The sequence below is a fragment of the Aeribacillus composti genome (genome assembly GCF_031760945.1).
GTDB lineage: Bacteria > Bacillota > Bacilli > Bacillales > Aeribacillaceae > Aeribacillus > Aeribacillus composti.
Map to the genome: position 1 here is coordinate 631,497 of NZ_CP134501.1, position 19,828 is coordinate 651,324.

General features: G+C 40.3%; 15 protein-coding genes. 12 read left to right on the plus strand and 3 right to left on the minus strand.

What is annotated here, in order from left to right; all coding sequences use genetic code 11:
* Window positions 1–16 precede the first annotated feature (16 nt).
* The 8 genes from RI196_RS03100 (at window position 17) to RI196_RS03135 (ending at window position 10,163) form a co-directional block, all read left to right on the plus strand.
* Window positions 17–685 carry a transaldolase family protein gene (locus RI196_RS03100; protein WP_066246789.1) on the plus strand — a complete coding sequence of 223 codons (669 nt, stop codon included), beginning with the start codon at window positions 17–19 and terminating at the stop codon, window positions 683–685.
* A 60-nt stretch (window positions 686–745) separates the two neighbouring features.
* Window positions 746–2,251 carry a sugar ABC transporter ATP-binding protein gene (locus tag RI196_RS03105; protein ID WP_063389248.1) on the plus strand — a complete coding sequence of 502 codons (1,506 nt, stop codon included), beginning with the start codon at window positions 746–748 and terminating at the stop codon, window positions 2,249–2,251.
* A 66-nt stretch (window positions 2,252–2,317) separates the two neighbouring features.
* Window positions 2,318–3,316 (plus strand): ABC transporter permease, encoded by a 999-nt coding sequence (locus RI196_RS03110; RefSeq protein WP_063389247.1) that lies wholly within the window; start codon window positions 2,318–2,320, stop codon window positions 3,314–3,316.
* Between the two features lie 104 nt (window positions 3,317–3,420).
* Complete coding sequence (locus RI196_RS03115; protein ID WP_063389293.1) at window positions 3,421–4,377, plus strand: ABC transporter substrate-binding protein; 957 nt, start codon at window positions 3,421–3,423, stop codon at window positions 4,375–4,377.
* 146 nt (window positions 4,378–4,523) lie between these two features.
* A complete protein-coding gene (locus RI196_RS03120) occupies window positions 4,524–5,174 on the plus strand; it encodes a class II aldolase/adducin family protein (protein WP_063389246.1) in 651 nt (216 codons plus the stop codon).
* A gap of 30 nt (window positions 5,175–5,204) precedes the next feature.
* Window positions 5,205–6,677, plus strand: coding sequence for a rhamnulokinase (locus RI196_RS03125; protein WP_311066879.1), 1,473 nt, complete (start codon window positions 5,205–5,207; stop codon window positions 6,675–6,677).
* Window positions 6,678–6,700: 23 nt separating this feature from the next.
* Window positions 6,701–8,488 (plus strand): L-fucose isomerase, encoded by a 1,788-nt coding sequence (locus RI196_RS03130; RefSeq protein ID WP_063389244.1) that lies wholly within the window; start codon window positions 6,701–6,703, stop codon window positions 8,486–8,488.
* 25 nt (window positions 8,489–8,513) lie between these two features.
* Entirely contained in the window at window positions 8,514–10,163 is a 1,650-nt protein-coding gene (locus RI196_RS03135; protein ID WP_130156712.1) for a ribulokinase, read from the plus strand.
* Window positions 10,164–10,453: 290 nt separating this feature from the next.
* On the opposite strand, the gene mmgA is transcribed toward RI196_RS03135, so the two are convergent.
* Genes mmgA through RI196_RS03150 form a run of 3 tightly spaced genes read right to left on the minus strand, consistent with a single transcriptional unit; the run spans window position 10,454 to window position 13,002 of the window.
* The gene (gene mmgA, locus RI196_RS03140; RefSeq protein ID WP_311066880.1) at window positions 10,454–11,635 is read right to left on the minus strand and encodes an acetyl-CoA C-acetyltransferase; all 1,182 of its coding nucleotides are present in this window, start codon (window positions 11,633–11,635) and stop codon (window positions 10,454–10,456) included.
* Complete coding sequence (locus tag RI196_RS03145) at window positions 11,636–12,289, minus strand: CoA transferase subunit B (protein ID WP_063389241.1); 654 nt, start codon at window positions 12,287–12,289, stop codon at window positions 11,636–11,638.
* Window positions 12,290–12,306: 17 nt separating this feature from the next.
* Window positions 12,307–13,002 (minus strand): CoA transferase subunit A, encoded by a 696-nt coding sequence (locus RI196_RS03150; protein WP_094245162.1) that lies wholly within the window; start codon window positions 13,000–13,002, stop codon window positions 12,307–12,309.
* Window positions 13,003–13,118: 116 nt separating this feature from the next.
* On the opposite strand from RI196_RS03150, the gene RI196_RS03155 reads away from it, so the two are divergent.
* The 4 genes from RI196_RS03155 (at window position 13,119) to RI196_RS03170 (ending at window position 19,508) form a co-directional block, all read left to right on the plus strand.
* Window positions 13,119–14,000, plus strand: a complete 882-nt coding sequence (locus RI196_RS03155) for a LysR family transcriptional regulator (protein WP_063389239.1) — start codon at window positions 13,119–13,121, stop codon at window positions 13,998–14,000.
* 553 nt (window positions 14,001–14,553) lie between these two features.
* A complete protein-coding gene (locus RI196_RS03160; protein ID WP_063389238.1) occupies window positions 14,554–16,701 on the plus strand; it encodes a hydantoinase/oxoprolinase family protein in 2,148 nt (715 codons plus the stop codon).
* Between the two features lie 22 nt (window positions 16,702–16,723).
* Window positions 16,724–19,003, plus strand: a complete 2,280-nt coding sequence (locus tag RI196_RS03165; RefSeq protein ID WP_311066881.1) for a hydantoinase B/oxoprolinase family protein — start codon at window positions 16,724–16,726, stop codon at window positions 19,001–19,003.
* Between the two features lie 4 nt (window positions 19,004–19,007).
* Entirely contained in the window at window positions 19,008–19,508 is a 501-nt protein-coding gene (locus tag RI196_RS03170) for an acetone carboxylase subunit gamma (protein ID WP_144598056.1), read from the plus strand.
* The last annotated feature ends 320 nt before the right edge of the window (window positions 19,509–19,828 follow it).

Below are 19,828 nucleotides of genomic sequence, written 5' to 3' on the forward strand. Positions count from 1 at the left end.
AGAAAGGGGGAAAATCATGGACATTTATTTAGACACCGCAAATGAACAAGAAATAGAATTTGCTTCAAAATATGGCTTTTTAGCAGGGATTACAACAAATCCAAGCATTATTTCAAGAGAAAATAGAGAGTTTCGGCAAATTATTGTGGATATTTCCTCCAAAATTAATGGAGAAGTCTGGTGCCAGGTAACAGGAGAAACAGCTGAAGAAATGATCCTTGAAGGGAGAGAAATGTCCACATGGGGAAAAGATATTGTCATTAAACTCCCGATGACTGAAGAAGGATTATCCGCAGCTTATCAATTGAAACAGGAAGGCATAAAGGTGAATATGACTCTTATTTATACACTGCCTCAAGTTGTATTAGCTGCCAAAGCAGGGGTGGATTTTATAAGCCCTTACATCGGAAGAATGGATGATCATGCGATTGACGGGCTGCAATTTATTAAAGAGGCAAAAGAAATTATTCATCAAATGCATGCGGAAACGAAAGTTATTGGAGCAAGCATCCGAAATCCGCAGGTTGTCGTTGATCTTGCAAAATCAGGCGCAGATGCTGTAACGATGCCATTTTATATTTTTAAGAAAATGTTTGCGTCAGATCTTACAAATATCGGGTTAAAAGGGTTTTTAAATGATTGGAAGCAGTACCAATCCGCGAAAAAATCTGAAAAATCTTATTAATGTAAAAGTGGAACAAAAATTCAGGACGGATAATGACAGTTACGTAAAGTAGGTGATAGGATGTCAGCTCAATTATTAAGAATGGAAGGGATAAGCAAAAGTTTTCCTGGAGTAAAGGCATTATCAAAAGTTCGACTGGATTTAAATTATGGGGAAGTTCTAGCATTAGTTGGCGAAAATGGTGCTGGAAAATCGACTTTAATGAAAATTTTGTCTGGAGTCTATCAAAAAGATGAAGGTGAAATCTACTTAGAAGGCAACAAAGTTGAAATTCCTAATGCGAAAGCAGCACAGGAAATGGGCATTAGCATTATACACCAAGAACTAAATTTAATGCCTGATTTAACGGTTGCCCAAAACATTTTTATTGGCAGGGAGCCTCGCACCGGATTTAATTTCTTTTTGAAGGAAAAGGAATTGAATGAAAAAACAGCAGAGTTGCTTGAGAAACTCAATATTAATTTAAATCCTAAAGAAACAGTATCAGATTTAACAGTGGCAAAGCAGCAGATGGTGGAGATTGTGAAAGCGTTATCTTACAATGCGAAAATTATCGTGATGGACGAACCAACTGCCGCTTTGACGGAATCTGAAATTAAAACATTATTTGATTTAATTGAAAATTTGAAAAACAAAGGTGTTGGCATCATTTATATTTCACACAGAATGGAAGAATTGAAAGTCATTTCTGACCGAATAACAGTCATGCGCGACGGTCAATACATCGACACGTTATATACGAAAGATACAGATATGAAAAAGGTTATTTCGTTAATGGTAGGCCGTCACATCCAGGATGAATCTCGCCCTACAACGACGGTTTCAAAAGAGGCTGAAACAGTCCTGGAAGTGAAAAACTTATCGACCAAAAACTTTTTAGAAAATATCAGCTTTACTTTGAAAAAAGGAGAAATTTTAGGCTTTGCCGGTTTAATGGGAGCTGGACGCACAGAAGTAGCAAGAGCCATTTTCGGTGCTGACAAAATCGATGAAGGGCAAATTTTTATCAATGGAAAAGAAGTGAAAATCAATAAGCCTGAAGATGCAGTAAAGCACGGAATCGCCTATTTGTCTGAGGACAGAAAGCGATATGGCTTAATGCTTGAAATGGACGTGAATTCGAATATTTTAATTTCTTCACTGAGCAATTATGTGAATTGGCTGACCTTTGTCAATGACTCAAAAGGATATGTAACATCAGAAGAGTATGTAAAGTCGCTGAAAATTAAAACGCCAAGCATCAAACAGCTAGCGAAGAATTTATCGGGAGGAAACCAGCAAAAAATTGTCATTGCCAAATGGCTTGCTAAAAACTGCGACATTTTAATCTTTGATGAACCTACACGCGGAATTGATGTTGGGGCGAAAACTGAAATATATCAGCTGCTAAATGAACTGGCTCAGCAAGGAAAATCCATTATTATGATTTCTTCCGAATTACCGGAAATATTAAGAATGAGCCATCGAATCATCGTCATGTGTGAAGGAAGAATCACCGGAGAGTTGACGAACGAGGAAGCATCTCAAGAAAAGATTATGGATTATGCAACACGAACTAGATCATAAATTGGAGTCCGATTTAAGTATCATTTATGTCAAAAGGATTTGGAATACAAAACGAGGAGGATCAATATGAGTACAGGAACTGCACCTAACACAGAAACAAAAAAGAGTGGAAATCTATTAAAATCCAATGCACTGCAACAAATATTGGCATTTGCTAGTTTAATTGTACTTATTCTGTTTTTTACCATTTCCTCCGATAACTTTTTAAATTGGACTAATATTACCGGGATATTATTATCAACGACAGTTATCGGAATCATGGCGTTAGGAACTACATTTGTTATTATGACTGGAGGAATTGACCTTTCCATTGGTACAGGAATGACGCTATGTGCTGTTATGACAGGGGTATTTATCGTCTTTTGGGATTTGCCAATTATAGTCGGCATTTTAGGCGGAATTTTGACTGGTGCTTTAATGGGATTTATAAGCGGATTCAGTGTTTCAAAATTAAAAATTCCTCCATTTATTGCAACATTGGCGATGATGATGATCGCGAAAGGATTAGCACTTGTTATTTCAGATGCAACTCCAATTTATTTTAGTGATAAACCTAGCTTCAGTGAAATTGCATTAGGTTCAATTATACCAGGATTTAATTTGCCTAACGGTGTCCTAATTTTCATTATTATGGCAATTATTGCAGGAATTTTATTAACGAAATCTATTTTTGGCCGCTTTACAACTTCTATTGGAAGCAATGAAGAAGCGACAAGATTATCCGGTATCAATACGGATAAATGGAAAATCATCATTTACACGGTTGCAGGTGTGTTTACAGGAATAGCAGGAGTTTTAATGGCTTCAAGGCTTAATTCAGCACAGCCTGCTTTGGGAGCCGGGTATGAGTTGGAAGCAATTGCAGCTGTCGTTATCGGAGGGACTTCGTTAAGTGGTGGTAAAGGAACTATTTTAGGAACAGTTATTGGGGCTCTTATTATGAGCGTATTAACAAACGGTTTGAGAATTATGTCAATCCCTCAAGAATGGCAGACAGTTGTTGTTGGATTTGTCATTTTGGTTGCAGTTTATATCGATATTATCCGTCGAGGCAAAAGCAGTTAAATTCCGTTTTTTATCTCTAGTTACAAACTAGAGTTAAAAAATAAAAAAATTATAAGGGGGAAAATTCAGTGAAGAAATGGTTGTTAACTCTATGCGGTATTTTAATGTTGTCGCTCGTTTTGTCAGCATGCGGAAGCTCCTCGAAAAACGAGAGCGAAGGAAGCTCTGAATCCGCAGGAGGCGACAGTGGAAAACCCTATATCGCTATTGTTTCTAAAGGATTCCAGCATCAATTCTGGCAAGCTGTTAAAAAAGGTGCTGAACAAGCAGCAAAAGAGTTTGACGTAGAAATTACGTTTGAAGGTCCAGAAAGTGAATCTCAAGTCGACAAACAAATTGAAATGTTAAGAACAGCTATTGATAAAAAGCCGGATGCAATTGGTTTTGCTGCTCTAGACAGCCAAGCATCAATTCCTTTATTAAAAGAAGCTGATGAAAAAGGTATTCCGATTATTGCATTTGACTCAGGGGTTGACAGCGATATTCCTTTGGCAACTGCATCTACAGATAACAAAGCTGCTGCAGCGTTAGCGGCAGACAAAATGGCTGAAAAAATTGGAGGCAAAGGAAAAGTTGCGCTAATTGTTCATGACCAAACAAGTATAACTGGTGTTAACCGCCGAGATGGATTTGTTGAGAGAATAAAAGAAAAATATCCAGATATTGAAATTGTCGACATTCAATATGGCGGCGGTGACCAATTAAAATCTACAGACTTAGCGAAAGCAATCATCCAAGCGCATCCTGACTTAAAAGGGATCTATGGTGCCAACGAAGGTTCAGCGATCGGTGTAATTAATGCAGTAAAAGAAATGAATAAACAAGGCAAAATTGTTGTCATCGGCTTTGACTCTGGTAAACAGCAAATTGAAGCGATTAAAGACGGTACAATGGCAGGAGCCATTACACAAAATCCGGTCGGTATCGGCTATGAAACAGTAAAAGCTGCTGTTCAAGCAATCAATGGCGAGAAAGTAGAAAAGGTTATTGACACAGGATTCTATTGGTATGACAAAACCAATCTTGATAATGAAGAAATTAAATCTGCCATTTACGAATAATAACCTGAAAGCTGGGGATGCATTTTGCAGCCCCAGTTATACAAATACTTGAAGGGGAAAAAGATTAACCAGCTCATAAAAACAGGGTGAAACGAAACTTAAAAATTGTTTTCAAGATGATAAACATATACTAGAGGTGGAATTTAATGTCAGCAGTAATCGGAGAACTAAAAAAATATGCACATAAAATTGTAGATGCTGGTTTAGTTGTTGGAGCCGGTGGAAATCTCAGCATGCGTGATGGTGAATATATGTACATTTCACCAAGCGGCTTTGATTTAAAGGAGATTGAAGATGATCAATGGGTTAAAGTAAAAATTGACACTGGAGAAGTTTTTGGAGATTTAAAACCTTCCTCCGAATTGCTCATGCATTTAGAATGCTTTCGGCGAAATCCAGAAATCAATGCAGTGTTGCATGCGCATCCTAGCTACTCTGTTGGAGTCTCTAGTGCAGGGAAAGATATCCCAATGCTTTTCCCCGATTTTCCTGCAATGGTAAAGAAAGTTTCCTACTTAGATTATATTATTCCTACAACCAATCTTTTAGCAGAAGCTGTTGGAGAAGTCATCCATGACAGCGATGTCATTGTGATGAGGAATCATGGGGTGCTCACAGTCGGCAAAACGATGAAAGAAGCATTTTTTTATATGCAGTTAACCGAAGAATCAGCAAAAGTATTTACCATCGCTTCAACTGTCGGTACTCCGAGAATTTTAACGGAACAAGAGTGCGAAGATTTACGAAATTTATCATCCGAAAAGTATCGGGCCAGTCTGTTAAAGAAGAAGTCATAAACAGGCTTATTTTACGGGAGTGCGTATGACATGAAAAGAGTACTAGCTTTTGATTTGGGTGCTTCGAATGGTCGATTAATACTCGGAGAATATGAAAATAAAAAATTAAACATAACAGAAATTCACCGTTTTCAAAATAACCCCATCACGATCGGAGATCATTTGCATTGGGATTTAAACTACTTATTTACTGAAATGAAAAAAGGAATAAAAAAATTTGTCGAGGTTTATGGAAAAAGGATCGATGGAATTGGTTTTGATACATGGGGAGTAGATTTCGGTCTCATTTCTGAGGAAGGAGATCTATTAGAAAACCCGTATTCTTATCGGGATACACATACCGTTCTCTTTATGGATGAAGTCCATGAGAAGATAGATAAGAAAAAACTTTTTCAAATGACTGGCGTAGAGCCAGCTGCCATCAATACGCTTTATCAGCTGTATGCGATTTTGAAAACAAGGCCTGAGCTAATAGAAAAGGCAAAATATATATTAATGACACCGAGTCTGTTCGCCTATTTGTTTACAGGTGAAATCAAAAATGAATTTACAATCTCGTCGACTTCTCAACTATTAAATTGGGAAAAAAAAGATTGGGATGAGACGATTTTAAATAAGCTGTTTGCAGATAAGGTGAATTTTGCACCTCTGGTAGAAACGAATCGCATTTTGGCCAAAACGAAAGCATCTATTAATAAGGAATTAGGGATCGATCCGGCCAATGTCATCGCGGTTCCAGGACACGATACAGCTTGTGCTTTAGGTGCCATGCCGATTCAAAATGATCAAACAAGCTGTTTTATGAGCTGCGGAACATGGGTGCTGATCGGTGTGACGGTTGAAAAGCCGGTTGTTTCAGATGAAGCTTATGAATGGGGCTTCACAAATGAAGGAACATTTGACGGGAAGTTCCGTTTGCAAAAAAACAATACCGGCTTATGGTTTATTCAACAGTGTAAAAAAGAATGGAACGATAATGGCGAAGGCATCTCCTATGAAGAAGAAAGCCGGCTGATAGAAGAAGCAGAACCGTTCCGTTCTTTTATAAATCCAAATGATCCATCGTTTTTTAACCCGCCAAGCATGCTGAAGGCTATTCAAGATTATTGTCAAAAAACTTTACAGCCTATTCCGGAAACGAAAGGGCAATTTTTGAGATGTATATTGGAAAGCTTAGCTTTTCAATACCGTTTCGTGATCGAACGGCTGGAAAATTTAATCCATCATAACATCCGGTCGATTCATATGGGAGGCGGGGGAATACAAAACAAATGGTTTTGTCGATTTATTGCTGGCGCCGCAAAGCGTACCGTTTATGCAGGGCCGGTGGAAGCCAGCGCAATCGGCAATATGCTTTCTCAATTAATTGCCCTTGGAGAAATTGCAGACTTAGAAGAAGCAAGAAAAATTGTTACCAACTCCTTTAGCTTTAAAACATATGAACCCGAAAACTGTGATCATTGGGAAAAACATTATAAATCATTTCTAGCAATCATTAAATAAATAACATACAGGAGGAATGAAAGATGGCAAAAGATCCACGATATGTAGGAAATCTACCAAAGATAGGAATACGCCCGACGATCGACGGCAGAAGAAAAGGAGTTCGTGAATCATTAGAAGAAACAACAATGAACATGGCAAAAGCTGTAGCTAAATTACTGGAGGAAAATGTTTTTTATTATAATGGACAGCCAGTGGAATGTGTGATTGCAGATACATGTATTGGAGGAGTAAAAGAAGCGGCAGAAGCAGCTGAAAAGTTTGCAAGAGAAGGCGTTGGCGTTTCGATTACTGTTACTCCATGCTGGTGCTATGGAACTGAAACAATGGATATGGATCCTCACATTCCGAAAGCAGTTTGGGGATTCAATGGAACAGAAAGACCTGGCGCTGTCTATTTAGCTGCTGTTCTAGCAGGTTATAACCAAAAAGGACTTCCTGCCTTTGGAATTTACGGTAAGGATGTTCAAGATGCAGGAGATACGAATATACCTGAAGATGTAAAAGAGAAGCTCATTCGTTTTGCAAAAGCAGGACTGGCTGTTGCTATGATGAAGGGTAAATCTTATCTCTCCATTGGATCTGTATCAATGGGAATTGCAGGAAGTGTTGTGCAAGAAGACTTTTTCCAAAACTATCTTGGAATGAGAAATGAATATGTTGATATGAGCGAATTCGTGCGCAGAATTGAACTGGAAATTTACGATAAAGAGGAATATGAAAGAGCCTTAAAATGGGTGAAGGAAAACTGTAAAGTTGGTCCGGACAACAATCGCGACGGCTTTAAAAGAACAGAAGAGCAGAAGGAAAAAGATTGGGAAATCAGCGTAAAAATGGCTCTTATCGCACGCGACTTAATGGTTGGCAATAAAAAATTAGAAGAAATGGGATATGGAGAAGAAGCTCTAGGAAGAAACGCCATTGTTGCTGGTTTCCAAGGACAGCGTCAATGGACCGACTATTTCCCAAATGGAGATTTTATGGAAACGATTTTAAATTCATCTTTTGACTGGAACGGAAAAAGAGCGCCATATATTTTTGCAACGGAAAATGATAACTTGAACGGCATTTCCATGTTGTTCGGCTACCTTTTAACTAATACGGCGCAAATTTTTGCCGACGTGAGAACTTATTGGAGTCCGGAGGCTGTCAAGCGGGTAACTGGCTATACTCTTGAAGGGAGAGCGGCAAACGGAATCATCCATTTAATTAATTCTGGAGCGGCTGCATTGGATGGAACAGGAGAACAAACAAAAGACGGCAAACCAGTTATTAAACCATACTACGAATTGACAGATGAAGATATTAAAAAATGCTTGGAAGCAACACAATTTAGACCTGCTTCAACTGAATACTTCAGAGGCGGCGGATATTCAACTGACTTTTTAACAAAAGGCGGCATGCCTGTAACGATTTCGCGCTTAAATATTGTTAAAGGGCTGGGTCCTGTTCTGCAAATTGCAGAAGGATATACGGTTGATTTGCCGGAAGAAGTTCATGACGTGCTTGACAAACGGACCGATCCAACTTGGCCTACCACTTGGTTTGTTCCGAATCTAACCGGAGAAGGTGCATTTAAAGATGTTTACTCGGTTATGAATAACTGGGGAGCCAACCATTGTTCCATCAGCTATGGTCATATTGGAGCCGATTTAATCACGCTGGCATCCATTCTTCGCATTCCGGTAAATATGCACAATGTACCTGAGGAAAAAATATTCAGACCAGATGCTTGGAGCATGTTTGGAACAAAAGATCTTGAAGGCGCTGATTACAGAGCATGTAAAAACTTTGGGCCGATCTATAAATAACAAGTAACAAAGGAACGGGATGCTTATGAAAAAATACGCAATCGGAGTAGATTTTGGGACTGAATCTGGAAGAGTTGTCTTAGTAGATGTTGCAACTGGTGAGGTTGCTGGTACTCATTCCACACAATATAAACATGGAGTCATAACGGAAACTCTTCCTCATAAGCAGAAGAAGCTGAAAAACAGTACAGCTCTTCAGCACCCGCAAGATTATTTAGATGTGCTGGAAACGTCCATCCCGAGAGTGTTAGAGGATTCCGGGGTGAGCAAAGATGATATCGTCGGCATAGGAATTGATTTTACATCCTGTACAATTCTGCCTGTCGATGAACAATTAACACCATTATGTTTTCAGGAAAAATGGAAAGATGAGCCGCATGCATGGGTAAAATTATGGAAACATCATGCAGCGCAGCCAGAAGCAGATACAATTAATCAATTAGCAAGCGAGTCGAATGAAGAATGGTTAAAGCGTTATGGTGGAAAAATTTCGTCAGAATGGATGCTGCCGAAAATATTAGAGATTATACATGATCGTGAGGAGCTCTATCATGAAGCGGCATTGTTCCTTGAAGCAGCTGATTGGCTGACGTCGCTGATGGTCGGTGAAGTGAAACGAAATAGCTGTTCTGCCGGCTATAAAGGAATGTGGCATAAACAGGAAGGCTATGTAAGAAAAGAATTTTTAAAAAGACTTCATCCATTGATGGAAAATATTTATGAAACAAAACTGTCGGGTGAAGTGGTTCCGATCGGCAGCAAGGCTGGCGAGCTGACGGAAGAGTTTGCAGCAAAAATTGGACTAAAACCAAAAACACCGGTTGCCATTGGAATTATAGATGCTCATGCTGCTGTTCCAGGTGCAGGAGTTACCGCACCTGGAAGCATGGTTATGGTTATGGGAACCTCCACCTGTCATATGCTGTTAAGCACAAAAGAAGAGTTTGTCGAAGGAATCAGCGGAGTCGTCGAAGATGGAATAATCCCTGGCTACTACGGATATGAGGCAGGCCAGGCTGCTGTTGGCGACATTTTTGCATGGTTTGTCAAAGAGCTTGTGCCGGGTTATGTCGAAAGAGAAGCGGAGGCCAAAAATCTATCTATTCATCAATATTTGGAACAAAAAGCCAGCACATTGCCTCCAGGATCAAAAGGATTGCTGGCATTGGATTGGCATAATGGAAATAGAACTCCGTTAGTTGATGCCAATTTGTCAGGTTTATTAGTCGGTCTTACGCTGAATACAAAACCTGAAGAAATTTACCGTGCATTAATTGAATCAACAGCATTCGGGACACGCTTGATCATTGAAAGCTTTGAGAATGCAGGAATCGAAATTAATGAATTGGTTGCATGCGGCGGACTGCCTCATCAAAATGAAATGCTCATGCAAATATATGCAGATGTAACGGCAAGACCAATCAAGATCGCATCTAACAAAATCACATCAGCCATCGGAGCTGCAATGTTCGGAGCTGTTGCTGCAGGATCAAAACTAGGTGGATACGATACGATCGAAGAAGCAGCAGCAAATATGGCCAAATTAAAAGACAAAGTTTTTTATCCGAAACAGGATCACGTAGAAAAATATAATTTGTATTATGAAGAGTATAAAAAATTGGTAAACTATTTCGGCCGCGGAACGAACAATGTGATGAAAAAAATAAAAAATTAATACAAAATACGGGGGTGTCTAATAAGTCGCTTTTACGGCTTATTGATGCCCCCTTTAATGTTTTGAAACGTTGATATATCGATGTTTATGATTTTTTGCTTTCAATGGGGCCTGATTTTATGGAGGCTTCTTTTTTTATTTTGCACTGGCGCACAAAACTACTGATGCTAAATGTTTTAATAGAATCAAAGCTTGATGCAAAATGGCGATTATGTTTCTATTAAATCAATATAATAATTAGTTTGGTCAAATTCACTCTTTTTGTTTATAGGTTTCAAATTATATCCATTTTATTTTACTTCAATCATCACGGCATCTCCCTGACCGCTTCCAGAACAGATCGCTGCGATTCCAATCCCTCCTCCGCGACGGCGTAATTCGTACGCTAGTGTCAAAAGAATACGCGCGCCGCTTGCGCCGATTGGGTGACCAAGGGCAACAGCACCGCCATTTACATTCACTTTTTCCGGATCGATTCCCGCAATTTTTATACTAGCGAGTGCAACGACTGCGAATGCTTCATTAATTTCGAACAAGTCGATATCATCGACAGATTTCCCCGTCTTTTTCAATAGCTCAAGAATGACAAGGCCCGGTGTTATTGGAAAATTTTCTGCTTCAACCGCAACTTCTGCATGGCCAATGATGGTTGCAAGAACGTTTTTACCTTCTCTTTTTGCCCGTTCATCGCTCATCAGTACAAGCGCTGCAGCTCCATCATTAATTCCAGGTGCGTTGCCGGCTGTAATCGTTCCATCTTTGTCAAATACAGGAGGTAATGTTGCCAGAATCTCTTTCGTTGTGTCTTTTCGCGGTGATTCATCTTTATAAATGACAAGCGGGCTGCCTTTACGCTGTGGAATTTCAACCGCTGCAATCTCTTCTGCCATCTTGTCTTCTTCGATTGCTGCAATTGCTCTTTTATGGCTTCTCACAGCCCAATTGTCCTGTTCTTCACGCGATATTTCATACTCTTTCGCAATTTTGTTTCCGTACGTCCCCATATGAACACCAGTAAAACTGCATGACAGGCCATCATGAATCATTAAATCAACCATCTGTGCATTACCCATTCTTAACCCCCATCTTGCGTTCTTCAATGCATATGGAGCGTTTGACATTGACTCCATGCCGCCTGCCAAAATGATTTCTTCGTCGCCTGCCCGAATGATTTGATCAGCCATTGTTACACTGCGAAGACCGGATGCACAAACTTTATTCACTGTTTCTGTTTTAATGCTCCAAGGAATACCTGCTTCACGTGCTGCCTGGCGCGACGGGATCTGTCCCTGTCCAGCCTGAAGAACATTTCCGAAAATGACTTCATTCACATCTTCAGGCTTTACTTCTGCTCGCATTAAAGCCTCTTTCATCGAAATACCGCCAAGCTGTGATGCTGTTAATTGAGCAAGCGATCCGTTAAATTTTCCAATCGGGGTACGCGCTCCTTCTAAAATAACTGTCTTTACCATTTAATTCACCTCCGAAAGTTCAGGAGAAACTGTGAATTTTGCCTCTGTTTTTGCTATCACTTCATCAACTGAAACACCATCCATTGTTTCAATCAGCACCATCCCTTGATCTGTAAAGTCAAACACGGCTAAATCGGTAATCAATCGATGGACGACACCTTTTCCAGTAAGTGGAAGTGTACATTCTTTCTTCACTTTCGATTCCCCGCTCTTGTTCAAATGTTCCATAATGACGATGACACGTTTCGCACCGTTTACAAGATCCATTGCTCCGCCCATACCTTTGACCATTTTTCCTGGAATCATCCAATTGGCTAAATCGCCGTTCTCTGAAACTTCCATACCTCCTAAAATAGCAAGATCAATATGTCCTCCACGAACCATTGCAAATGATTCGGCACTGTCAAAAAATGAAGCGCCGAGCACTGTAGTAATCGTTTCTTTACCAGCGTTAATCAAATCGGGATCTTCCTCCCCTTCAACCGGATAAGGTCCAATGCCAAGCAGCCCATTTTCTGAATGTAATAAGATGTTGAAATTGGACGGAATCTCATTGGCAATAAGTGTTGGCATTCCGATGCCAAGATTGACAATCATTCCGTTTTCAATTTCCTTTACCGCACGCTTAACAATCTTTAATCGATTGTTAGACATCCTGATCACTCCTTCTTTTATTTAGTAACCACTGTTCTCCGCTCAATGCGTTTTTCATAATTCGTTCCTACCAGTAAGCGTTGAACATAAATACATGGTGTGTGAATTTCGTCCGGATCAAGTTCACCAGGTTCAACAATTTGTTCCACTTCCGCTATGGTGATTTTACCTGCCATTGCGGCAAGCGGATTAAAATTTCGCGCTGTTTTCCGATACACAAGATTCCCATAAGTATCAGCCTTCCACGCTTTTACAAAAGCAAAATCTGCAACGATGGCTTCCTCTAGCAAATATGTTTTTCCGTTGAACTCTCTTTCTTCTTTTCCTTTTGCGATCGGCGTTCCGACACCTGTTGCGGTATAAAAAGCCGGAATTCCTGCTCCGCCTGCTCTCATTCGTTCTGCAAGAGTACCTTGTGGTATAAGTTCTACTTCTAAATCGCCGCTTAAAAATTGCTGTTCAAAAATTTTATTTTCCCCGACGTAGGAAGCGACCATTTTTTTGATTTGTTTATTTTTGAGTAGAAGACCAAGTCCCCAATCATCGACACCACAATTGTTGCTGTAAATAGTCAAATTCTTTGTCCCCTTGTCACGTAAAGCTTGAATAGTCTTTTCTGGAATTCCGCACAACCCAAATCCGCCTACAACAATGGATGCACCGTCTTGAATGTCTGAAACCGCTTCCGAAAATGAATTCATGATTTTGTTCATGAACATCTCCTCCTTTCTTTGTCTTATGTAAGAGTTTACATTCCCATTATCTATAAGTAAAATAGATAAAAAGAATACAATTTATTCCAATAGTGAATAAATAAGGGGGGAGTATGGTGGAATTTCGTGATATTCAATCTTTCATTGATGTTGCCAATCATAACAGCTTTACAAAGGCTGCTGAATATTCCTACTTATCACAGCCTTCATTGAGCAAAGCCGTTAAAAAGCTTGAAGCTGAGCTGCATGTTGAACTGATCGAAAGGTCAACTCGTCATCTCCGTTTGACAGATGCAGGTCAAATTGTATATCAGCAAGGAAAAAAATTGATTGAAACGTTGGAAGAAATGAAAATGTTATTAGATGAACTTTCTAATCTTGCGACTGGAGAGATTAAGATGGGGGTTCCGCCGCTCATTGGAACTTTGTTTTTTCCTTCTATTGCTAGAATGTTTCATCAAAACTATCCGAATGTGAAACTTGAACTTATAGAGCTTGGGGCAAAGGTCATCGAACAATTAGTGGAAGAAGGAGAGATTGACATTGGCATAGTTGTACTGCCTGTAGACGAATCCGTTTTTCATATTCATCCGTTTATTACAGAAGAATTTGTCTTGTTTATTCATCGTGACCACCCAATTGCACAAAAACAAACAGTTTCAGTACATGAATTAAAAGATGAACCGTTTATATTGTTTTCGAAAAACTTCAAACTCCACGATTACATCATCAACACATGTAAAAATGCAGGCTTTACTCCAATTGTTTCATATGAAAGCTCGCAATGGGATTTAATTCTTGAGCTTGTTTCATCAAAACTAGGTATTACTTTAATGCCGAAAATGATTTTTCATAAACAGAACAGCCCCAACATCACGATTGTTCCGCTTAAAGATCCGCCTCTTCTTTGGAGACTCGGCATCATTACGAGAAAAGGCAGATATCACTCATTTGCTTTAAAAAAATTGCTGGAAATGCTTAAAGAAAATCCATTATGATTTTTCAAACGTATTTATCGTTTCGATAATGGCGACTTTCATCAAAGTATCAACTGTTTCCAACTAAAATTTCAGAACATTCAAACTTGTTTTTTACTTAGAAACAAAATGAAACTGCAGTTATTTGTTCATCAAATTTTCCATCATAAAATTAGGACGGTACAATAGTGGCTTTGTCATTCAAGTCGTCTTTGTTGTCCCTTGGAAAATTCCTTGTCGTTATTTTTATGTTTACTAGACTAAAAGATGGTCTATTTTTTTACAAAAAATCTCTTGATCGAGTTTAAGCTGTCTGTCGAATTGTATGGAGCAAGCAACAAAATTCTATGGGCGAATTGCAACAAATTCTTTTTTAGCTGTATTGTTGTACGAAAAAATTGTAGCGAAACAGTGTAGCGATTCGCTACAATTCATCATTCTCTTTCACCATTCTCTAATTTTCGAAAGCCTTTTCTCTCCTTAATTTTTTGATAATTTTTAATATTGGCACGAATGTTGCAAAGTAAAAAGCGAAAACAAAATCAATTTTTGAAAAAAGAAAGGAGAGAAATGGATGGAAGCAGTAACAACTCGCAATGCACAAATACTTGCTATCGATGCAGGGGGAACGATGACAGATACCTTCATTATTGACGACAATGGTGAATTTGTCGTCGGAAAAGCACAATCCACACCTGAAGATGAATCAATTGGTCTTCTCAACTCTGCAAGGGATGCACTAACTTACTGGAACACAACAGTAGAAGAAGAATTTCCTAAATTGCTTGCGGGTGTCTACTCCGGAACAGCGATGCTGAATCGTCTCGTGTCAAGGAAAGGACGCCGCGTCGGTCTGATCGTTAATAAAGGGATGGAGGATTTCCATCGAATGGGCCGGGCGATCCAGGCTTACCTAGGATATTCTTATTCAGACCGTTTACACTTGAATACTCATCGTTACGATCCTCCACTTGTACCGAGAGAATTGACAAGAGGCGTAACAGAAAGAGTCGATTTATTTGGAAACGTTGTCATTCCACTTTATGAACATGAAGTGGAACCAGCAGTATTGGACCTTCTGGAACAGGATGTCGAAGCAATTGTGATCAGTTTGCTTCATTCTTACAAATATCCGCAGCATGAACGAAAAATTAGGGATATTGCAAAGGAAGTCATGAAGAAAGTCGGAAAAGAAGTGCCTGTGTTTGCATCGGTTGATTATTACCCTGTTAGAAAAGAGTCTCACCGCACAAATACAACCATTATTGAAGCATATGCAGCAGACCCGTCTCGGGAGACATTGTCGAAAATTGATAACATGTTAAGAAATCACGGGGCAAAATTTGATCTTCGGGTCATGGCCAGCCACGGTGGAACGATAAGTACGCGTGCAAATGAACTGGCAAGAACGCTCGTTTCAGGTCCGATTGGGGGAGTAGTTGGCGCGAAATATCTCGGTGAACAACTCGGTATTCGCAATATTGCATGCTCGGATATCGGCGGAACAAGTTTTGATATGGCTCTTATTACTCAAGGGGATTTGAGTATTAATACAAGCCCAGATATGGCAAGGCTTGTACTATCATTACCGCTTGTTTCCATGGATACTGTTGGAGCTGGGGCAGGCAGCTTTGTGCGAGTGGATCCGAACTTCAAATCATTAACACTTGGACCGGACAGCGCAGGTTCGAGAGTCGGCGTTTGTTATCCGGAGGGCGGCATAGAAACGGTAACAGTAACCGACTGCCACGTTGTTCTTGGACTAATCAACCCGGATAATTTCCTTGGCGGCGAGGTTAAGCTATATCCGGAAAGAGCTTATGAAGCATTGAAGAAGCAGGTCGCCGATCCGCTCGGATTATCTGTTGAAGACGCAGCATACGGTGTTATCGATCTGCTTGAGTCGCAACTGCGCAATTACCTTGAATCTATGATCCTTGGAAAAGGGTATTCGCCATCTCAATATGTATGCTTCTCTTATGGAGGCGGCGGTCCGCTTCATACTGCCGGCTACACAAAAGGTCTTGGCTTTGAAGATGTTCTAGTACCGGCGTGGGCAGCTGGATTTTCTGCTTTTGGCTGCGGTGCGGCAGACTTTGAATACCGCTATGATAAAACACTTGATATCAATGTAAACAACGGAGATGAAGACAGCAGTAAGCTGAAGGCAGGTAAAGAATTGCAGGATGCTTGGGATGAACTAATCGAAAAAGTGGCAGCTGAATTTGAGAAAAATAACTTTAAACGACAAGATGTGAGTTTCCGTCTTTATTTCCGCATGCAGTACCAAGGTCAGTTAAACGACCTTGAAATTGAATCGCCGATTCAAAAGTTTAAGGATATTAACGACTGGGAAGAGCTTGTCAAAGCATTCGAAGAAACGTATGCGAGAATTTACGCAAAAGCGGCCAAATCGCCTGAACTCGGTTACAGCATCACAGGAGCAATCGTACGCGGTATTGTTGAAGTGGCAAAGCCGAAAATTCCTGAGGAGCCTTTATCTGGAGAAACTCCGCCGTCAGAAGCGTTTCTTGGCCAGCGTGATGTGTATTGGAAGGGCGAGTGGATCAAAGCAAACATTTGGGAAATGGAAAAATTGAAGCCAGGGAACAAAATCGGTGCATTTTCAATTTTAGAATCTCCAGCCACAACGTTTGTGATTCCGCCTGGTTTTGAAACATATCTTGATGAGCATCGCATTTTCCACTTAAAAGAACTTTAAGGAAAAAGGAGGGTATTTTTTCATGACGATTACTGAAAAAACAATACAAAGCCAGAAAAATATTGGTTGGCACGGAAAAACACTCAAGCAAATGCGTAAAGAAATTGATGAAATCAGCCGAGAGACAGGACATTACGCAGGTTTAAAAACATTGCCATTAAAAGAGTCATATCCAATCCGCTATGAAAAGATCTTTTCAAAATTGCGGGGAGGAGTTGTGCATGCAAGGGAAACGGCCAAAAGAGTGGCGGCCTCCCCGATTGTTGAGCAAGAAGGGGAATTATGCTTTACTTTATACACTCCTGAAGGAGATTCGATTGTAACTTCTACTGGAATTATCATTCACGTCGGGACGATGGGCGCAGCGATTAAATACATGATTAAAAACGATTATGAAGAGAATCCGGGAATTGAAGACGGAGATATTTTCTGTAACAATGATTGCCAGATCGGAAATGTGCACCCATGTGACGTTCATACAATTGTTCCAATCTTTTACGAGGGCGAGCTGATAGGCTGGGTTGGCGGAGTTACCCACGTAATTGATGTTGGGGCGACTGCACCAGGAAGTATGACCGTTGGACCAGTTAGCCGTTACGATGACGGTTATCAAGTGGCCTGCCGTAAAATCGGTAAAAACGATACGCTCTTAAAAGATTGGCTTATTGAAAGCCAGCGTTCTGTCCGAACAACAAAGTACTGGCTTCTTGATGAACGGACTCGCGTAGCCGGCTGCCATATGATCAGAGACCTTGTCCTTGATATTGTCAAGGAGGAAGGTGTCGACACTTATAAACAATTTATTCGCGAGGTAATTGAGGATGGACGGCGCGGTTTTGTCAATCAAGTAAAAACGTTGCTGATTCCGGGTAAATACCGCCAAGTTTCATTTGTGGACGTACCGTATAAAAACCTAGATGTTCCTCCTTACGCTCGTGTAAACACGATTATGCATGCCCCAACAGAACTGACTGTTCACAAAGATGGCAAGTTCCAAATCGACTTTGAAGGCGTTAACAGATGGGGATGGCACAGCTACAATGCTACACCTGTTTCGATTACGAGCGGAATATGGGTCATGATGTCGCAAACGCTCATCCCGAACGATCGGGTTAATGATGGCGCTTATTATGCGAGCCAGTTCGACTTGCCTTACGGTTCATGGCTAAATCCGGACGATATTCGGACCGCTCACAGCTATGCATGGCACTTCCTTGTATCTGCATGGAGTCCATTATGGCGTGCACTTAGCCGCAACTACTTTGCACGCGGGTATTTAGAAGAAGTTAACGCCGGAAATGCCAACACTTCTAACTGGCTGCAAGGAGGAGGATATAACCAATTTAACGAAAATCATGCCGTTAACAGCTTCGAATCAGCAGCCGAAGGGGTCGGAGCAAGTGCGGTAAGAGACGGTATTAACCATGCGGCAGCCATCTGGAATCCTGAAGGTGATATGGGAGATATGGAAATTTGGGAGCTCGCAGAACCGCTTCTTTATTTGGGACGAAGCATAAAACCAAATACAGCAGGGTATGGAAAATACCGGGGAGGCAGCGGCTACGAGACTTTGCGGATGGTATATGGTGCAAAAGACTGGACGATGTTCTTTATGGGAAATGGCTATATGTCAAGTGACTGCGGTTTAATGGGAGGCTATCCAGCAGCATCAGGATACCGTTTTGAAGCACATGGAACGAATTTGAAAGAACGGATCGAAAAAAGACTGCCTATTCCTACAGGGGGAGACAGTGATCCGGATAATCCAGAATACGATACTTTAATGGAAGCAAAGGAAATTATCCGTGATAAGCAATCCATTACAACAGAAACAATTTTTGAAAATTACGATCTGTATTTAAATTACCTTCGTGGGGGCCCTGGTTTTGGGGATCCGCTTGAGCGCAAGCCGAAAATGATTGAGGATGATTTAAATGAAGGACTGCTGCTGCCGCGTTATGCAGAAATCGTTTACGGAGCAGTTGTCAGCAAAAATGAAAAAGGCAAGTATATCGTTGATGAAAAAGCGACAGAAAAACGCCGCAAAAAAATGAGAAAAGAGCGTCTAAAGCGCGGGGTTCCTGTAAAAGAATGGATGGAGCAGGAGAGACAAAAAATTCTAAACAAAGAAGCGGCTGTACAGGTTCGTCATATGTATGCCGGCAGCTTTGCCTTAAGTGAAAAATTTGCGAATGAGTTTAAACAGTTCTGGAATCTGCCGACAGAATGGCATTTATCAGAAGAGGAGTTAGGTGTACCAACCTTCGGAGCAAAAATAAATCATCAGAAAAAAACGGGGTGAGAACATGGCACAATATGATCGTAAGACGATTGAAGAGCTGATCGACGGAACAATTGATTTTTACAAATTAAAAGAAATGCTTTCAAATTTTAAGGATACTGACCGATTTGATAAATATATCAGCATTTTGCAGGAAAGAGTTCCATGGGATGATCCAATTCTATTGCCGGCTGGACTTCACCTTTATATCGTTTTGAAGCCAGATGGCAAACGAGTCGTAAAGTGTGATTGCGGACATGAATTTTGTGAGGCAAGTGACAACTGGAAACTTCATGCGCTTATACACGTTCGTGATACAGAGGAAAAAATGGTGGAGCTGTATCCGAAGCTGCTTGCTCCAGATCCGGAGTGGCAGGTTATACGTGAATACTATTGCCCAAATTGTGCAAGTCAACTGGAGGTAGAAGCTGTAACACCTTGGTATCCAATCTTAAAAGATTTTGAACCAGATATTGATGCATTTTACAATGAATGGCTGAAGCGTCCGATACCTCAAGTGAAATAAACCATCAACCAGGAGTTCGTTTCTGACTAAAGGCTGACACAATCGAACAGCAAGTGGATAACCTAGTGTTTTCATCACAAAGGTTATCCACTTTTATTTAAAGCAGTTTTAAAAAAACTATAGAAAGTTGACACATTATTTCATTTTTAGAGAGAATACCATAAAGAAACAGAATTTTTTACGACAAGCAGTTCAAAACGTATTGCTCAAAATTAATCTGTCGCATGCACACTTGAGCAAATGCGTTAAACATTTGACATCGTTTTGATAAAGCGATGGTGAACGCATGAATTTGATTCAAAAGATTAAAAATGCGAATC